Annotated in this window: 14 protein-coding genes and 3 pseudogenes; 6 read left to right on the forward strand and 11 right to left on the reverse strand. The window is 59.3% G+C overall.

What is annotated here, in order from left to right; translation table 11 throughout:
- Positions 1–443 (reverse strand): transposase (locus tag AB4Y34_RS38130; protein WP_368718948.1); only part of this gene is annotated, 443 nt, incomplete at its 3' end.
- 115 nt (positions 444–558) lie between these two features.
- Here AB4Y34_RS38130 and AB4Y34_RS38135 point away from each other — a divergent pair.
- Positions 559–711 (forward strand): annotated as a pseudogene (locus AB4Y34_RS38135) (IS110 family transposase); the annotation flags it as partial.
- Positions 712–854: 143 nt separating this feature from the next.
- Here the strand turns inward: AB4Y34_RS38135 and AB4Y34_RS38140 are convergent.
- The 9 genes and pseudogenes from AB4Y34_RS38140 to AB4Y34_RS38180 form a co-directional block, all read right to left on the reverse strand.
- A complete protein-coding gene (locus AB4Y34_RS38140) occupies positions 855–1,115 on the reverse strand; it encodes a hypothetical protein (protein ID WP_176369928.1) in 261 nt (86 codons plus the stop codon).
- Positions 1,116–1,198: 83 nt separating this feature from the next.
- On the reverse strand, positions 1,199–2,641 hold the full coding sequence (locus AB4Y34_RS38145) for a glycosyltransferase (protein WP_368718949.1): 1,443 nt from the start codon (positions 2,639–2,641) through the stop codon (positions 1,199–1,201).
- 37 nt (positions 2,642–2,678) lie between these two features.
- On the reverse strand, positions 2,679–3,299 hold the full coding sequence (locus AB4Y34_RS38150; RefSeq protein WP_368718950.1) for an HAD-IA family hydrolase: 621 nt from the start codon (positions 3,297–3,299) through the stop codon (positions 2,679–2,681).
- 85 nt (positions 3,300–3,384) lie between these two features.
- Positions 3,385–4,632 (reverse strand): aminotransferase class III-fold pyridoxal phosphate-dependent enzyme, encoded by a 1,248-nt coding sequence (locus tag AB4Y34_RS38155; RefSeq protein WP_368718951.1) that lies wholly within the window; start codon positions 4,630–4,632, stop codon positions 3,385–3,387.
- A 13-nt stretch (positions 4,633–4,645) separates the two neighbouring features.
- The gene (locus tag AB4Y34_RS38160; RefSeq protein WP_368718952.1) at positions 4,646–6,142 is read right to left on the reverse strand and encodes a GMC oxidoreductase; all 1,497 of its coding nucleotides are present in this window, start codon (positions 6,140–6,142) and stop codon (positions 4,646–4,648) included.
- The gene (locus tag AB4Y34_RS38165) at positions 6,130–7,440 is read right to left on the reverse strand and encodes a condensation domain-containing protein (protein ID WP_368718953.1); all 1,311 of its coding nucleotides are present in this window, start codon (positions 7,438–7,440) and stop codon (positions 6,130–6,132) included. The genes AB4Y34_RS38160 and AB4Y34_RS38165 overlap by 13 nt, the downstream gene beginning before the upstream one ends.
- Positions 7,441–7,585: 145 nt before the next feature.
- A complete protein-coding gene (locus AB4Y34_RS38170) occupies positions 7,586–8,905 on the reverse strand; it encodes an MFS transporter (RefSeq protein ID WP_368718954.1) in 1,320 nt (439 codons plus the stop codon).
- Positions 8,902–9,876 (reverse strand): sulfotransferase, encoded by a 975-nt coding sequence (locus AB4Y34_RS38175; protein ID WP_368718955.1) that lies wholly within the window; start codon positions 9,874–9,876, stop codon positions 8,902–8,904. The genes AB4Y34_RS38170 and AB4Y34_RS38175 overlap by 4 nt, the downstream gene beginning before the upstream one ends.
- A 428-nt stretch (positions 9,877–10,304) precedes the next feature.
- Positions 10,305–10,674: pseudogene (locus AB4Y34_RS38180) on the reverse strand (hypothetical protein); the annotation flags it as partial.
- A 255-nt stretch (positions 10,675–10,929) separates the two neighbouring features.
- On the opposite strand from AB4Y34_RS38180, the pseudogene AB4Y34_RS38185 reads away from it, so the two are divergent.
- From AB4Y34_RS38185 to AB4Y34_RS38205, 5 genes and pseudogenes are all read left to right on the forward strand, one after another.
- Positions 10,930–11,971: pseudogene (locus AB4Y34_RS38185) on the forward strand (IS110 family transposase).
- A gap of 348 nt (positions 11,972–12,319) precedes the next feature.
- The gene (locus AB4Y34_RS38190) at positions 12,320–14,566 is read left to right on the forward strand and encodes a LamG-like jellyroll fold domain-containing protein (protein WP_368718956.1); all 2,247 of its coding nucleotides are present in this window, start codon (positions 12,320–12,322) and stop codon (positions 14,564–14,566) included.
- A 41-nt stretch (positions 14,567–14,607) separates the two neighbouring features.
- Positions 14,608–15,537, forward strand: a complete 930-nt coding sequence (locus tag AB4Y34_RS38195) for a glycosyl hydrolase family 28 protein (RefSeq protein WP_368718957.1) — start codon at positions 14,608–14,610, stop codon at positions 15,535–15,537.
- Positions 15,525–15,848, forward strand: a complete 324-nt coding sequence (locus AB4Y34_RS38200; RefSeq protein WP_255215397.1) for a hypothetical protein — start codon at positions 15,525–15,527, stop codon at positions 15,846–15,848. Before AB4Y34_RS38195 ends, AB4Y34_RS38200 begins: the two co-directional genes overlap by 13 nt.
- Positions 15,849–15,923: 75 nt before the next feature.
- Positions 15,924–16,535: a hypothetical protein gene (locus tag AB4Y34_RS38205; protein WP_255215396.1), complete on the forward strand. Its 612-nt coding sequence runs from the start codon at positions 15,924–15,926 to the stop codon at positions 16,533–16,535.
- Between the two features lie 445 nt (positions 16,536–16,980).
- On the opposite strand, the gene AB4Y34_RS38210 is transcribed toward AB4Y34_RS38205, so the two are convergent.
- Positions 16,981–17,232, reverse strand: a complete 252-nt coding sequence (locus tag AB4Y34_RS38210) for a PDDEXK nuclease domain-containing protein (protein ID WP_176370147.1) — start codon at positions 17,230–17,232, stop codon at positions 16,981–16,983.
- Positions 17,233–17,549: the final 317 nt, after the last annotated feature.

A 17,549-nucleotide genomic window follows, 5' to 3' on the forward strand; every position in this document is an offset into this window, starting at 1 on the left:
ATGATCTCAAGCGCCTCAATCTCTGCGCACAGCGTATGAAGCACGGCAAGGTTGGCCATCAGCGCGCGCTCGACGTGCGGCGGCAACGCGAGTGCTCGCACCGCTGTGTCGTCGAGACGCTGCACGTATTCTCCATTGATGCGTAGATTAAGCTGCCTGGCGAGCAGGCTTTCGATACTCAGGATGTTCAGGGTGCGGTGCTGGACAAGCTGCATGCGCTTGCGTGCCAGGTCGCGCAGCGCGCGTTCGTGCGACGGATAGATGTAGCCTTCGGGCGGTAGTCCAAGCCGAAAAATGTGTGCAAGGAATACGGCGTCGTGCTCGTCACCTGAGTACTTCAGGCCCTCGTACTGCCTGATCGCTGCAGTCTTGGCCAGATGTACGGCAAAACCGGCGGCCATCAGTCCGTCGACAAGCCAGTACCAGTTGAACGTTGATTCCACGACTACTCCCTGCAGTTCATCCCGATAGGGCCCCAGCGCGGACACTATGAGTTGGAGCTCATTGGTGAGTCGCTTGCAGTACAGCATCCGGTCCTGGTCTGCGCTATGCACCAAAAAAACTGATCCTCAGAGCATCTGGCTTCAGGAGTTGATGGCTCGACGCGGGCATAACTGCGCAGCGGTCGCACTGGCCAACAGGAATGCGCGGATCATCCAGGCACTGCTCAGCAGCGATGCGACTTATATGACGAGAGGCGCGGCAACATAACCACCGAAAAACTGTTTGTAAGGAGACGCTACCCCCACACACAGGTTTGCGAAGCTTCTCAAAGCGATGACGAAATAGGTTGAACCAGCATCCTGAAGCCTGTCTTTCGTGCCGGCTGCCACTCTTGGCAAGCCGCGATTTTGCTAAGGACGGGGTGCGCGGATCTCATCGAGGCTGCGGGCGTGCTTCGGCAACCGCCCATCTGGCAAGCCGGATACATGCATGCAGACCGTTTCGACATCACGAAAAAGAAGCTTGCAAAAGGCGCCGGGTCCATACAAGCACGAAAAGTACGGATACCCCGAGTTCGTCAAGCGCTCGAACCGTTTCGCCTCGCCTGCGGAACGGTCGTGGCTTTCATGCTCTTGGGCAGAGAAAAAACTGATGAAGGTCTCAATCAGCATGAGGTGTTCGCTGTCTGCGTGATCAGGGAGCCATGCATTTTTCTCTATCCCTGTGAGGTTGTCGTAAGCATGTGGACATCAACTCACGCCTCAGTTGCATTTGCGCGCTGAGGCCCGGTGTGCTCTTCAAAACTAGATAGGGCTGAACGAATCGATTCATACCACTTTGGAATTTGCGAGATTTGCGTGCCGAAGTGCAGGCAGTTCTCGCGCGCTCTTCTCGCCATCCCCTCGTAATCACTATAGCTGGTCGCAAGCCGACGCATCATCTCTGCGGCTTTGGCCTCGATGTCCGGTTCCTCAAGGACAATTCCATTCAGCCCATTTACGACTTGCCTTTTCAGACCAAAAGCGGACGACACTACGACTGGTCTACCCCGGAACAGAGCCTCCGTCGTCGTCAGCCCGAAACCCTCTTCGCGAGACAATTGAAATATGCCATGAGCATTCTGTTGAAGTCGGCCGACAATCTCTGCATTTGCGTCGTTGTCTTTCATCGAGATGCAGGCCAGATACAAATGTTGCTGTACTTCCGTTGGCAACTGGTCACGTAGTGCCAGGCACTTCTCGAAATACGTCCGTCCTTCCGGATCGTCAGCGACATCCAGAGGGTCGGGTCCTGCTATCACGAGGCGTATCGTATTTTCCTCGTCGGATGCCGCACGCACAAAACGGATAAAAGCGGTGATGATCCGGTCGATGCCTTTGAGGCTATCCCATCTGGATACGTGCAGAAAATACCGCGAACCGAGGATTTCCTGAAGCGATGGGATAGGTCCCGATTTGCGGCCATTAAACGAAACTGAATTTCCCAGCTTCTGGTCTGCCGGCCCTTCATAGTTGCGATTCTTGGCGGAGAATGGACTGATCGATGGCTGGATGATATCGATGGGTTGAGGTGTATCGAAGACGTATTCGCTGTCGCTCAGGACAATACGCTGGAATGGACGGAGGTATTCCCCGAGAAATGCCCATATCCTGTCGACCGTCGGGGTGCGTTCTGGGTAGCCGATGTGGCATCGCCAGATGGCTGGGTGCGGATGAGAATCTAGGAATTGCGAAGCAGCACAAAGTGGCTGTGGGTCATGGATGACCAGGAGGTCATTAGGTCCGGTGATTACTTCCAGTTCCGCTGCACCCTGCCTCGAAACATCGAGATAGTGCGGCAACAGGTTATCGAGACCGGCTACGGCGGTATTATGAAGAGAATTGTGAACGCCTTTGGTGAACTGGAAAAACTGCTCCTGGTTCGGTTTAAAGATGAGCCAGCGAACATCGAAACCAAGTTCCTGCAGGAGGCATATATGGTGTGGAAGCATTTCGGCGACCCCACCGCCAAACGCGGTGGAATTGACTTGCCAGATGCAACGATCGCCGATCCTGTCGCGCATTGTGCCCGACGAACGCAACAGTTCATTGAAAAGTCCCTCATAGTCTGCCTGCTGTGCAACGTAGTGCTCAAGGACAGAGCCGCGTATCAACACCTCATCAAACAGTGGTGTGCGGTATTCCGTTGATATTTTCATCTTGTCGTCCTTTCGGCCCGGAAAGCGGAGGCCGGCGTCAGATTTGAAAGGTCATCTCGCGAAAATCCTCAATCCAGCCCTTGATGTCGGGGTGGCCGCTGGCATTAGGTCCGACGCCTACGCAGTCGCAACCAGCAGTGGTTGCCGCTTCAATTCCGGCTCTGGAGTCCTCAAAAACCAAGCACCGTTCCGGGGCAATCTGCAACGTCCGCAACAGCACTTGATAGGGTTCCGGATTCGGCTTACCCTGCCTCACGTCCTCAGCGGCAATCATGATTCTTGGGCGTGAGATTCCGGCCGCCTTGAGGCGGGCAAGAGCCGAGACCCGTGACGAAGAGGTGACGACAGATCGCCTCCCAGCGGTGAGCGAGCTATAGAACTCGGCGGCGCCTAAGATTGGTCGGAGCAGATCCATCACCTGGACCTCATAGTCTGCGATGCGGGCCGCTTCTCGTTCCGGCGAGAGGCCGGGAGAGATTGACGCAACTAGTTCTATATCTCGGCGCGCGGCAGACATCCGCAACACACACTCCGGAGAGAGCCGTTCCTCCCCTGCCCATCGACGGAGAGCGTTTTCAACTACAGCCGCTGAATCCACAAGGACACCGTCCAGGTCGAAGGCAACGTGATCGTAATCGTTGAGATCGATTTCGTTCATGGCAATATGGGTAGGAATCGAAACAATAGAAAAAGTTGGTGATTGCAATTTTTGTCGCGTCTTTCCTAGACTTTGCCCTCTAGTATCACGCCCAGTAATGCTTGTTCGACAGACATGCCTTTTCGGTCGTGCGGAATGCCTCCATGCAGTATTCGACCATCGAAGCATCGGTGAACGGTGTCGTCATATCTTCGGCCCTGCAATAGTCTGCGAGTGCCAGATCCAGTGCCGGTTCTAACGCCTCGAAAAAGGCCTCATTCATAGAAGCATTGCTCATGTATGTTGCCGGGTATCCGACATAGATGCCATGCTGCAGACACTTTTGTGCGAACGCTTTTCCATGTTTTTCAGACGGCAGAACGATATCGAACATGCTGTCGCTTCCCAGAACGCGACCAGGTATTTTGCTACGCTCGAATGCGGTCTGGAATAACCTCTTGAGTGCGGAACCACTTTCGGCGAGACGGGCCACAATGCCCGCTTCTTCAAATATTTCCTGTGTCAGGTTGCCGGCCACGAAGGCCCGGTTCTCGCGCAGATAGGTATGGCCAAGATATGCGGTGTCGGCCCCCGTCATGGCCTCGTCGGTGCCGACAACTGCGGAAAGGCCGATGCCTTGCGCGATCCCCTTGGCCAAGGTAATGAGGTCGGCTTTTACACCGTGTTTTTGGCAGTAGCCACCCGAAGCATAACGGAGCCCGCACAGGACTTCATCGACGATCAGCAGTGCTCCATGCAGCTTTGCCAGTCTGGAGATTTCATGAAGCAATGCCGCGGGAAAGATCGAAGGTTCAGGTGTGAAGAAAATGCCCGCGACTCGCCCCCTGTTCATGACCAGTTGCTGCTCAAGGAGATCGAGGTCATATCGGAAATCCTGGATGTGTTGGTCCCTAGCGGGTGGACTGTCCGACCAAGGGGGCTGCTGAAAGAGGTCGTGCCATCCATGGAAGCCAGCCGTCAGGAGGACCGGCCGGCCAGTTCGATACCGGGCGATCCGAACTGCCGCTTCCGTTGCACAGGACCCCGTCCTCAGAAAAAACACTCTCGGCGTGTCAGGGAACATCTTCGAGATTTTTCCGACCAGCCTCAGGCGTTGCAGACTCACCGGCGATGGAAGAATGTCCGTTTCCTGCTCCATTGCCCGTGCGAGCCTTGCGTTGAATACTATGTCATTGCTGCCGAGAGGCGAAGCCCCGCTGCAGGATGTCATATCCAGATACATCTTGCCGTTGATATCTTCCGCCACCGCGCCATTGGCGGAGCGGAAAATGATTGACGATCGGGTTTCGCGTTCCCATTCGGCCAGATGTCCGGTCACTTCAGGATTAAGCATCTTGAGTTCCCCTTTACTCGAGTGAAAGGGCCATTCGTCTCGCGTTGGCCATGATCGTGTGTGTCGGATTGCTGTTTCCCGCGAAATTCATCACGGAGCCATCCATGACGTGGATGTTCGTGAACCCATGAACACTGCCAAGGCGGTCCACAACTGAAGTGGTGGGATCGTGTCCGGCGCGCATCGTGCCGTGCAGGTGGGAACTGCCTTTTGAGTATGCAAGCGGCTCGCGCTTGATGCGTAGCGCTCCAATGTGTCGCAGAATGTCATCCGCGCGATCAGCGAGAAAGCCAATTCGTGCACGGTCATTTGCCGAGCTTTTGTATTCGAAACGAATGTAAGGGACCCCGTATCGGTCAATGGCCTTGTCAAGCACCACGCGATTGTGCGACCACGGTTCTTCACCCGCCATATAGTGAAGGCGCATAAGACCGACGTTTTCCTCCGGCGTGGGTAAATTCGCTTCATAGATGAGACCGCCGAATTTGAGTGGTACGTCACAGTGCTCGTAGAACTCGTCGGTATAGACGGTCGCATGGGGGCCCCAGTGAGAAGCCAGAGCACTGGAGCCGTGATCCGGTCGCTCCATGTACCCGACAGAGTAGCCGCTAATCTTGAATGAGAGGCCCCGCCCGACGAGGCCGGATTCGTTGCCTATCCCCTTGGGGGCATGCTCACTCTTTGACCGGAGCATCAGTGCCGCCGTCTGTATCGCGTTTGCGCAGACGATGACCCTTTCGACTGAAATCCGGATCCGCTCAGATGATAGTGGCACGTAGCACTCAAGAGCTTCAGCTTGACAGTCGTTCCGAAGCTCGATCCGGTTGACGAAGCAGCCATACAGAACCGAGATCGATCCGGGCAGGGCAGAGTCATCCAGAATGCTTCGTGCGAGCACAGATGCTTTGGCATCCGTAGGGCATACCAGTTCATCGCAAGCTGAACACAGGTTGCACCCCATGCAAGTCCCTGGTGGCCGGATTGCCAGAGGAATATGGCGCGGTTTTATACCGAGTTCATGCATTGCAGTGGATAACATTACCCCACGAGGGCTGACTGGATATGTCGGAAATCCATTCGCCCCAGTGATCTCCAACAGGTGCTCGATCTCCGAGTAGTGGGGTTCGAGATCCCGGAGTGCGACGGGCCAATCAATCTCCAGGTCGGTCGTCAGATATTGAGAGGCCGAAAGATCTGCCTGCCGGTATCTGAGCGTGATAGCGTTGTAGAACTGCATTCCGCCGCCCACGCAACACGCCGTCCAAGGGTTGCCGTCGGCGGGTCGGCCGGACGAAGTGAGTGCCTTGCTGTAGGCCGCCTGATGCGGCCCGTACAAGGCACCAGGGGAAACCAGGCCTCCATATTCCAGGACTGCCACGCGATATCCTTTCTCTGCAAGTGTTCGGGCGACGATCGATCCGGAGGGCCCAGAGCCGACGATAACCGCGTCGAACTTTGTGTAGTCGCAAGAGGTCGCTGCAATGTGTCTGATTTCTGTCACGAGCAACACTCTTCTTTTGAATGCGGGTTGGCGAACCAGCAGGAGGTGTCCGCGACGACGGCCAGGAGCTGCTTCGTACGGGCGACATAGCGCGGGACCGCGATGCCTGCGAGGTCGGTGGCCGGGTGGCGATAGCTGACGAACAGGCCATCGTGGTTGCGCCAGACCCAAAGGCACACCTCATCCGGATCGGTGCAGCGACTACGAAGCGCGATGGCTCGCCAAGTGTTCCAGTTGCGCGCGCCGGGGGTACGGCGAAGATCCATATACGAAATCATGAAGGGATCACGAAGGGGCTGGCCAAGGAGTTCCGCTACCCGAGGAAGGGGTATTCGGGCCAGTTCCTTGACTCCGTCGAGGCCTGCGACTGCCGAACGGACCGTCTCGGCAAAGGAGCTGGTTGCGCTCAGAGAGAAGGCGACCGGGCCCATACCGACGAACCATCCGATGGAGGATCTCCAGGGACCTGTTTGCGTGTGGACCGGGACCATCGTGCGAAATTCACCCGAGCCGGTGATTTCGTGGCCGACCTTCGCAAGGCAGCTAAGCAGTCCGGAGAATGTGGCACCGCCTGCTGCGCGACAGACCTGATCAAAGGTGCGCGCGGAGGACGCGTCGAGAAGCTCGGCGTGTCCTCCCGGCTGCGCGGTGGTGGAGTTGCCACTCTGAGCGCTAACTGGTTCAGGGAAAACTGGCAGGTGGCCGCCAACCTTGGTGACAAACTGTTGCCAGCTGATGACGGATTCGTGGTCGACGGTCAATGCATCGGCTGCATTCCGTTCAGTCTCCGCAAAATCAAGGTAGCTGGCCGTGGGGGGTAGGGGAGGAGCGGGTTTGCTGTCGGAGGTAGCGAGTGCTGCAGCGTACAGGGTGTGGATCTCATGTGGGATCCCGAGAATGGAGTATCCGTCGATCAGGGTGTGGTCGGCGACGACGCAGACGGTGGTCGCGTCAGCGTTGCAGATGGTGGCGCAGATATATCCGGGCCAGCCGAGTGGGCCAATTTCGCGGTCGAACAGATCTTCGATATACCGCGCCAGCTTTCGGCTGTCGCGGAAGTTCGTCGCCTCACTGGGGTAGATAGTCACGGTGCCGGGCGGCAACGTCACGCGGAGTAGACGACTGTCGGGTGTGGAGTGAGCGGAAAACATCAGTTGACTGCGGAGCGTTTCGTGGCGATCTGTCCAGTTGCGCAATGCCGCAGCGAAGGCATCTGCATCAAGTCCAGCGGGCAGATCGAAAGCACACCCCAACCAGGACGGCGGCAGGGGGCCTTCACCTGCTGTGTCAAGTGCGTACCTGATCAAGGCCTCCTGAGCATGGGATGGTCGCCGCGAGTCGGCCGTCCATGGTGCTTCCGGCATGTGCGGGGCGCTGGCTCGCCAGACGATGAGATGGCCCGGGGACAAATTGAGTGAAGGTATATCAGTGAACATGATGATATGTCTTGCGTTACCTGCGAGGAGGAGCTTCGGCTACGAAAGTCGGCTCGGCATGTCGCTCCTGGAGCTGGGGTGTCCGCACTGCTCGCAGAGGAGACGTCAAAATCCACCCAGAGGACATCGCTATTAGAGCACCGCTGAATAGGAGCGTTGCCCGGGAACCCAGCAACGTTCCACAGGAGCCGCCCAGCAGGGCGCCGAAGGGAGCGAGGCCCCATACTATGGTGCGAATGCTTGCGTTCACACGCCCATGCAACTCAGGTGGTGCTAGCATGAAGCGGATGGGCACCTGATGGACGTTGTACATCTGTTGACCGGTCCACAACAGGAACTGCGATAACCCGATTGCCAGCGGCGCCGGACACATGGGTGCGAGCGCCGCGCCGACGGCGCTGGTGCAGAGGGCCGCAACCAACACTCGGCCGAGTCCCAGTGCCCGCGCAGTCAGACGAGCGAGCAACGCGCCGACGGCGGATCCCACGGCCGCGATGCCCATGACGGTGCCAATCGCGGTGGCCGTCAGTCTCAAGTCCTTGGTCAGGTACGGGAGAAAGACAGCCGAGTAGGCGCTGTAGAAAAAGATAAGCGTGCCCGTCGCAAAGGTAATTGCGCGCAGCCGGGAGGTACGCAGCACAAACAGTGCGCCCTTTGTAGCTTCCGACAGGATACGACTGATGATGCTCCCGTCGACCGCGGCGCCTCGGCGGTCCGCGCCGAACAACGTGCTCCTCACCGGCCTCATTGATACCCAAGGGAGCAGCATCGTCACAAGGACGAACGACGCGACATCGGCGAGTATCGCGATCGGAGCGGAGAGGGTAGAGATCAGCCAGCCCGCAAGTGGCAGGCCGAGTATCAGTGCCACCGACTGTCCCAGCTCTAGTCTGCTTTGAGCCTGTACCAGTTGCGGGAGCCGCACAACGGTTGGTACGCAAGCAAGAAAGGCCACATCCGCGATCACCGTGGCCGTGCCTGCCACGGTGGCGACCATATACAGATGACGCGTGCTTACGTGGCCGGCCAAGGAGGCGGCCAGCGGTACGGAGGCCAAGGTGAGTGCTATCGTCGTGTTCGCCGTCATTAGCAGCATCCGATGCGAGAACCGGTCGGTGAGGACCCCGGCGAGCAGCCCTAGTAGCAGGTAGGGCGCTCGTCCGCAGGCGAGCAATATCCCAGTCTCGAACGGGCTTGCGTTGTGAAGTTCGATCGCAGTCAGCGGAAGAGCAAGAAACGTCACTTGTGAGCCGAGAAGGGAGACCGTCTGGCCAGCGAGAAGCAGATAAAAGCTACAGGGCAGGCGGTGCCGGGGCGCATTGTGCGCCTCTATCATCTCGCGCTTCCTGAACGCGGCATCGACAGATCGTAGCCCAGGTGTATCAGCTCTTTACCGGCGACCCGCTCGAACTCGGCAATTTCTCCGGGCGTGAGGTCGTGCAAATACCGTCCATTACGCCCGGTGTGCAGCGGCTTGCTTGCGGCCAGTGCGGCGGGATGCCCCCAAGGTCTGTTGAACAGCGCGTGTTCGTGCGCCGCGTGGTTCAGGACCGCCTCGTCCCACGGCAGGTGAAGGTAGTCCAGCATTCGTCTGATGGTTTCGCGGGGGTGCGTGACCAGATCCTCGTACCGCGCCTCCATATAGCGGCCGTCAGGCGCAGCCTGGCGGGGCCGGGTGACGACATCCAACCAGCCGTGCGCGGCCTGCGCGACAGTCCGGTAGCCCCAGTCGGGGACTGTCTTCAAGTGGGACGCGGCCAGATCGCGGCCGTCGCGAATGATGTGAATGAAATGGGCCCGAGGCCAGATCGCTGCGTAAGTGCCGACGTCCAGTATCCTGCGCTGAAGCTTGATGCCCCATCGTCGGGCTCCCATCTGTTTGCGTCGGAATTCGCCAATGGAGTCGATGAGCCGACAACGGTCTTCCAGAGCCGACAGATTGGTTCCACGTTTGGTCATCAAGTCCACCACCAAGTTCCGCAAATCGTCGCGCTCCAGACCGAAACGTTCGCATTGCAAAACGAAATGCGCGCCGTCGTACCAGTCAGGGTCAACGGTTTCCTTCGTCGCACCGGCGAGCCGTGAGTCGTGGACGTCGATCATGTCGCACACAGCGAGGATATGCGGACCGAGGTCGACCGGTTCGGTGAAGTCAAGTTCTGGGCCAACGACCAGATCGCGGTGCGAGTCGAGAAGAACGCTGAGTAGAGTGGTGCCGGAACGATTCTCGCCGCCGAGCAGGACAGGATAAGAGGGCAGGGTGACAGGAGGGCAATCGGACGCACACGGAATGGCGAAACCGGACATGATATCTCCTCTGCAGGGGGGGACGTTATTGAATAGATTCGGCACGCGAACACGCTGAGGCTTCACACGAAACACAGAGGCGCATGCCGCTGTAAACAATTAGCATTCGGTTTGCTGCGTAGATTCTCGAATCCGATTCCATCGGAAGTACTCCGACGGCAGGAGAATTCATCCCTACCGCCCTGCTCCAGCCAAACTACCGCTGAAGCATTTACATTTACGCCGACCGGCGGCGTAACCACGCCAGCGCGACTACTTTGACAAACCCGGACAAAGTGCCTGATCCTCTAGGGAAGGTCCTTCCAACTAGTTTTCAGAGCGCTGAACTTTTGTCACTTGCGGCATATCAGTCGTAAGAGTTTGTTGGCGGGGTGGTCGCCCGGCTTTCGAAGCATGACGACCTCCGTTTGCCGAGACCGACGGGCTTTTCACGTTTCGCGTAAAGCCTTGCGCGCCATCCAACGGTTGGCCAGTGCAAACAGTGTCGTGATCTGCGCGGTGCTCTTCATCAACCCTCGATACCGGGCCTTCGTCCATCCAAACTGCTGCTGGTTCCTTCTTCGTCTGGTGCGTGTCCGGGCCCCGTGTATCAGAGCCGTTCTTTGTCGAACTGGGTGCCGAAATCAAGATCGCATCGACCGCCGACCCTGCCTTCAGCATCAAGTCTTGCTCGCTCAGGATCTCATTGACAAGCGTGAGCATCTACGCGGGCAAGCCGTGTGTTGCAAGGAGGTGACGGAACCGGAGAATCGCACTCTTGCCAGCCAAACGCGCCATACCCTTATCTAATCCCGAAAACCCACTGTGCGCACACAAGCAAGATCGAGGCAGCAGACTCTATGGATTGCGACCATCATGCCACCGATCGCCCATCACATTGATATAAAATGTTTTTTTGATGTCCGCGTGATTCTCTAATGCCGCCCAGTTTTTGAGGTTTTGAACCGGACCGGATTTGGTGGGCTCTGATGTGATGGACGACTCCCGCTACCCAGCGAGGGGTTTATGCCAAAGTGGGGAAGTCGTGACTTCCACGGCAAAGGAACGTTCATCATGAACATAGCGAAGGTTGGATTGGACCTTGCCAAGAACGTGCTGCAGGTTCACACAGTGGATTCTCAAGGGCACATTGTTGTGCGCAAACAGCTCAGACGCACGGATGTACTCCGGTATTTCGCAACGCTTGAACCGTGCGTGATTGGCATGGAAGCGTGTGGCTCGTCGCACTACTGGGGCCACGAGCTCGCGAAGCTAGGACACACCAGTTCGACTGGTCGCACCGCAGTTCGTCGGCCTTACGTAAAGAGCAACAAGACCGATGCTGCTGACGCGGAAGCCATCTGCGAGGCGATACAACGACCAAACATGCGCTTTGTACCGGTCAAGACACAGGCGCAACAGACCATACTGTCGCTGCATCGCGCACGCGCTGGGCTGGTCAAGTCGCGCACAGCGCTGGCCAACCAGATCCGGGGGCTTCTAGGGGAGTTTGGTATCGTGCTGCCACAGGGTATCCGGCTGCTCGGGCAACGGGCCATGGAGGCCCTTTCCAGCCGCGATCGTGAATATTGCGAGCCGTTCCGGACGTTAATCCAGATGCTCGTTGAGCACCTGCGGGAGCTCGGCAACAAGGTGGCCGAACTGGAAGGTCGGATCCGCGCAATCCATCGGACCGATGCACCCGACCAACTTCTCGAAACAATACCCGGTTGGGGCGCTCACCGCATCGGCCCTAGCGGCGCCGATCGGCGCCGCCCGAGCCTTTCGCAACGGCCGCGAACTTGCTGCCTGGCTGGGTCAGGTGCCGCGCCAGCATTCCTCGGGCGGCACGCCGCGTCTGCTGGGCATCAGCAAGCGCGGCGATACGGCATTACGAACACTTCTGATTCACGGCGCCCGTGCAGTTATCCGCATGGCCGCCGCGAAGACCGAGATGACTGATTCATGGCTAATGAAGCTGTGTCGACGCCGGCACAAAAACATCGCTGCCGTGGCGCTCGCGGCAAAGAATGCACGCATAGCGTGGGCCATGCTGATACGAGGCCAAACCTGTCAGGCCAACCATGTTCCCGTGCGATCCAGCGGGACGGATTGACAGATACAACCTTTAACATCACACCAACGTTCACTTTCCACGGGTTGCCTGAGCAGACTTCAATTCGATGACAGAACGGTCGGACCGTGGGGGGCCAAACCCGCTTTGCACCAAGGGCGATCAAGACCGTGGCTCTGATGGGGTACCTACTCGCGGATATTCATCGTGGGCCTGCAGCGAGCTGCTGCGAACCGAGCCCGGATACATGGCTGCAACCTCGACCTGATGCCAGAGAACCCGGACTGCTTGACAACAGGGAGTCGTCCATACATGGTGCAAATAGCGCGGAGGTGATCTGATCGACATGTCGACGGAACGGGGTCTCGGCCACATGAACGAAATCGCGATATGGATCAAACCAAAACAGAAAGTTTCACCTTGGCAGTGTCGCGCCGCACGTTCCTGCACAGTTTCGGCGCGTTGACGTTGAGCGCATGCGGCGGGGGCGGCAGCGTCGGCGAAGCGGCCGTGAGCCGCTCGGCCGTTGCGAGGGCGGCGAGCATCAACACAGCCAGCCTGCTGCTCGCACGAGCGGCAACCGGCGAGGCCGCCGTTGCGACGAGCGGCGCGTTTGTGCATCCGGGGCTCCTGCACACGCAGACCGACTTCGACCGCATGGCGCAGAAGGTCGCCGCGCAGGCGCAGCCCTGGTACGCCGGCTTTCAGGTGCTGACCGCCAACGGCCACACGCGACTGTCCTGGTCGCCCCGGCCGGCCGCGCAGATCAATCGTGGCGGCACCGGACCGCAGAACTATCCGCAGCTGTATGGCGACATCGCCGCCGCCTACGCTTGCGCGCTGTACTGGAAAGTCACTGGCGACACGGCATACGCCGACAAGGCGGTGCAGATCATGAACGCGTGGTCCTCGACGCTGCAGAGTCTCGCCGGCGACACCAACGTCGATCTGGCCGCCGGCATCTATGGCTACGAGTTCGCGATCGTCGGCGAGATCATGCGCAGCTACCCTGGCCTCGCCGCAGCGGACCTCACGGCGTTCCAGTCGATGATGTCCAACATCTTCTATCCGATCAACATCGATTTCCTGAACCGCCACAACGGCACCGACTACACGCATTACTGGGCCAACTGGGACCTGTGCAGCATGGCGTCGATCATGGCGATCGGCGTGCTCTGTGACGACCGCGCGATGTTCGACGAGGCGGTCAACTTCTACCTGAGCGGCCTGGGCAACGGTGCGATCGCGCAGGCGGTCTACTACCTGCACCCGGGCTACCTCGGGCAGTGGCAGGAGAGCGGGCGCGACCAGGGGCATAACAACCTCGGCATCGGGCTGTGCGGCGCCATCTGCGAGATGGCCTGGAACCAGGGCATCGATCTCTACGGCTACGACAACAACCGCTTCCTCGCCGGCGCGGAGTACGTGGCGAAGGCCAACCTCGTGCAATCCAACGGGACTTACCTCACGGTGCCGTATGAGAGCTACGCGAATGTCGACGTGGTGCAGCCCGGGTTTTCGACTGCCTCGCAAGGCGATATCCGTCCGATCTGGGCGCTCGTCTACAACCACTATGTCAATCGCAAGGGGCTGGCCGCGCCGTGGTCCGACAAGTTCGCGCTCGCGATCCAGCCGGAAGGCGGCGGCAACTACGGTACGACGAGCGGCGGCTACGACCAGCTCGGCTACGACCAGCTCGGCTACGGCACGCTCGCCTACACGCGCGATCCGGTGACGCCGGCCGCCGCGCCGAGCGACGTGACCGCCTGGCCGGCGGCGGGGCAGGTGGTGCTGTCGTGGTGGGGTGTGGCGAATGGCACGAGCTACAACGTCAAGCGCGCCGCGAATTCGGGCGGCCCGTACACGACCGTCGCGAGCGGCATCACCGACGTGCTGACCTATACCGACAGCCCGCAGGCCGGCGTGTGGTACTACGTCGTCAGCGCGACGACGGCAGCGGGCGAGAGCGCGAACTCGAACGAGGTCGCCGCGGTGACGGCCGTGCAGTTGCATACCTGGCTGAGCTTCGACGAGTCGAGCGGCACGACCGCGGCCGACGCGACCGGCAACGGCCATACGGGCACGCTAGTCGGCGGCGCGTCGCGCACCGCTGGCAAGTCCGGCAACGCGGTGCTGCTCGACGGCTCGAGCGGCTACGTCAGCCTGCCCAACGACATCGTCGGGGACGTCTCGGATTTCACGATCGCGGCGTGGGTGTTCCGCAATTCAAACAGCACGAAGCAATGGGAGCGCGTGTTCGATTTCGGCACGGGCACCGGCCGTTACATGATGCTCACCCCCGACAGCAGTGGTGGCACGGTGCGCTTTTCGATCACGCTCAACGGGTCTCACAACGAGCGTCAGGTCAATGGCAACGCGCCGCTGCCGAGCGGCCAATGGACACATGTGGCCGTGACGCTCTCGGGCACGACGCTCACGCTGTACGTCAACGGCAGCCAGACCGGCCAGACGACGGGCGTGGCGTTCGCGCCGTGGCATCTCGGTCCGAGCGCGCAGAACTGGATCGGACGTTCTCAGTACGCGGCGGACCCGTACTTCAACGGAGCGATCGACGAGTTCCGCATCTATCGCGGCGCGTTACCGCCGGATCAGATCGCGACGCTCGCGCAGGGTTGATTGTCAGCGTGAACTTCTTCGTCAAAAGGATGACCGTTTCAATGAAAATGAACCACAACGCCAGCCTCTTCATCGCCGCTATCTTCCTGAGCGCGGGCTCAGCGGGCGCGCAATCGCTGGCGAGCGGCGATAGCCGGTCGGTCAGCGAACCGGCCTATCCCGGCGTCTGCCAGACGCTGTACGCGAATTTCTCCAGCTCGCGGCGCTCGTCGCCTCCGGCCACCGACGACACGAGCCGCCTTCAGGATGCACTGAATCAGTGTGCGGGAACCGGCCAAAGCGTGGTGCTTGCGCCATCGGGCTCCAACGATGCGTTCTACACGGGCAGCCTGACGATCAATGGCGCGGGCCTCGCGATCAGCGCGGGCGCGACGCTCATCGGCAACAACTACGCGAGCAATGCCAACCTGCTGCAATTCTCGGGCACCAATGCATCGCTGATGGGACCGGGAACCGTCGACGGGCGCGGCGACCTTATCTCCGGAACGCCGAGGCTGGTGCAGGCCAGCAAGATTTCGAACTTCATCGTCTACAACGTCACGCTGGCGCAGGCCGCGCATCCGAATCTCTATGTGGAAGGCGGCAACGGCTTCACCGCCTGGGGCGTGTCCATCCGTACGCCCGCGACGCGCAAGAACGCCGATGGCATCGATATCGATAGCCTCACCAACGCATCGGTGATCAACTCCGACATCGAGGCCGGCGACGACGGCATCGCGATCAAGACCAACTCGGGCAACATCTCGAACGTCACCGTTGCCCATACCCGGCTGCATGGGACGCACGGCCTTTCGGTGGGCGGTATCGACAAGAACACCGTGTCGAACATCCTGTTCCAGAACAACTACGTGTACGGGAATGATCTGAACGGCACACCGTCGACCGACGCCAACGGCATCAACGTGAAGACCGGCCCGTGCGCGCTGACGGTGAGCCAGCTGAGCTACGTCAATCCTGCATGGTCGATGTGAAGCACCTGATCGTCATGGACACCAACTACAACACCTGCACGGCAGGCGGCAGCCCGTCGCTGTCGGACATCGTCGTGAACGGCGCGTATGCGACCCAATCGCTGTCGGGCGCCTACACGAAGATTGACGGGCGCAATTCGAGCTATCCGGTCAACGCCTGGCTGGCCAACGTCAGCCTGGATGCGACCGCGCAAAGCGGCGACCAGTATGCGAATGTCGGCTTGTATAACGCGAACGTCACGCCGTCCGGAACCGGCGTGACCACATCGAGCTTCACGACGACGGGAAGCGTGCCGAGCTGCGCTTTCTGAAACCGCCAATCCGCTGCGCGCCCCATGCGACGGAACCCGTCAGCGGTCCGTGCGCATGGGGGAAACGGGATATCCATGCAGATTGATAGCCACATCGAACAACGCCGTTACATGCGGCACCTGTGCATCATTGCGGTCGTGGTGGTCTGCGTGACGGTGGGCGTGCTGCGGATTCTGCAGGCCGATTCGGAACCTGCCGTCGCGAGTCCGACGAGCGAGGCGCGCCCGGCCGGCTCGTCTAGCTCGTTCGGCTCCGAGCCGAGCGTCGGGCGTGACGATCCCGGGCTCATCGTCGCGGAAAACCACGAGCTGATCGTGAATGCCGCGCTGCTCGACCTGATCAATTCTTTCCTGCTGCGGAAGACGGACGACGATCGGGCCGATCAGTTGCGGATCTATCTGAAAAGCGAACTGCCGTCGCCGGCGTACGGCGAAGCGGAGCGGATCGTCGAACGTTACCAGGCGTACATGAGAGCGCACGACGAGTTGCTCGCCGCTCAACATCTCGCCGGCGCGACGGATGCATCGGCGCTCGACATAGAACGCGTTGCGGTCTGGTGTCAGCAGCGCGACCGCTTGCGGCGAAGCATACTGGGCGATACCGTCGTGCAGGCGTGGTACCAGAACGATGACGCGCAACTCGATCAGGTACTTCAGGAGTGGAGGCAGCGCGCTGAGGATGATTAGCCGCAGGCATAGTCCGCACAGCAGCTGCGATATCCGGTTCCTCACTGGCGCAACAAGAATGACGAAGAGCGCCATCGCCAGTACATGCTGCGTGTACTTGAACACGCAATGACGAGCTTCGAGAGTTGCAACTCGAGGCTTCGACGCCTGGCACTGGTATGCGAGTGATGCTTCCCGGGCGCGTCATTCGATCGTCGATCGGCGCGCCGTTACTCCGCGTGAGCGTGCCTGCTTCCTCGCCCCGTTTGCGGATCGTATGCATGGATCGCGCCGTCGCCGAAGGTGCCGATCGCAGCTCGTTGCTGGGGTAAGCGTGTACTTTTCTGCGGGAAAAATGGTGATAAGTTCCGAAGCGATCACAAATATCAATAGCTCGCCATCAGGCGGGACGCGAGAAACCTGATGCTTATACCGCGCCGTCTGGTAGGTCGGGACGCAGTTCAGCCTAAATCTGGTCGAAGCTCCGCAGGCCAGTCTCCAGCGACTCCGGCACCTCGCGCATGAGCTGGTACTCGGCCACGCCCATCGGTTTGGCGATGCCGCGAACCGAGTATTCCGCCACAAGCCGGTTTTTCTCCTTGCACGACAGCAGGCCAATGGTCGGCTGATCTTCCGCCACCTTGGCCTGTGCGTCGACCGCAGACAGGTAGAAGTTCAGCTGGCCTGCATACGCAGGCTTGAATGGTGTCGTTTTCAATTCGACGACGCTCCGCTAGGCATCACCGGCGATGCATGGGATATCGCCAGCGCTGCGGTTTCTTCGTCAGCGACCAATCCACGTTCCGTCACCCGTGCCCCCTCTCAGTGGATGGCGGGGTAACAAAGATCATGCAGCTTACAGTGCACACCTTGGTCGTTTCGGAAGATGACTAAATGATTGTCCGTCAAGTGCAATTGGCGGAACCAGTGTTATCTTGATAGCAATAGCAATAGCAATAGCAATAGCAATAGCAATAGCAATAGCAATAGCAATAGCAATAGCAATAGCAATAGCAATAGCAATAGCAATAGCAA

Source organism: Paraburkholderia sp. BR10954 (genome assembly GCF_040965775.1).
Taxonomy (GTDB): Bacteria; Pseudomonadota; Gammaproteobacteria; order Burkholderiales; family Burkholderiaceae; genus Paraburkholderia; species Paraburkholderia youngii.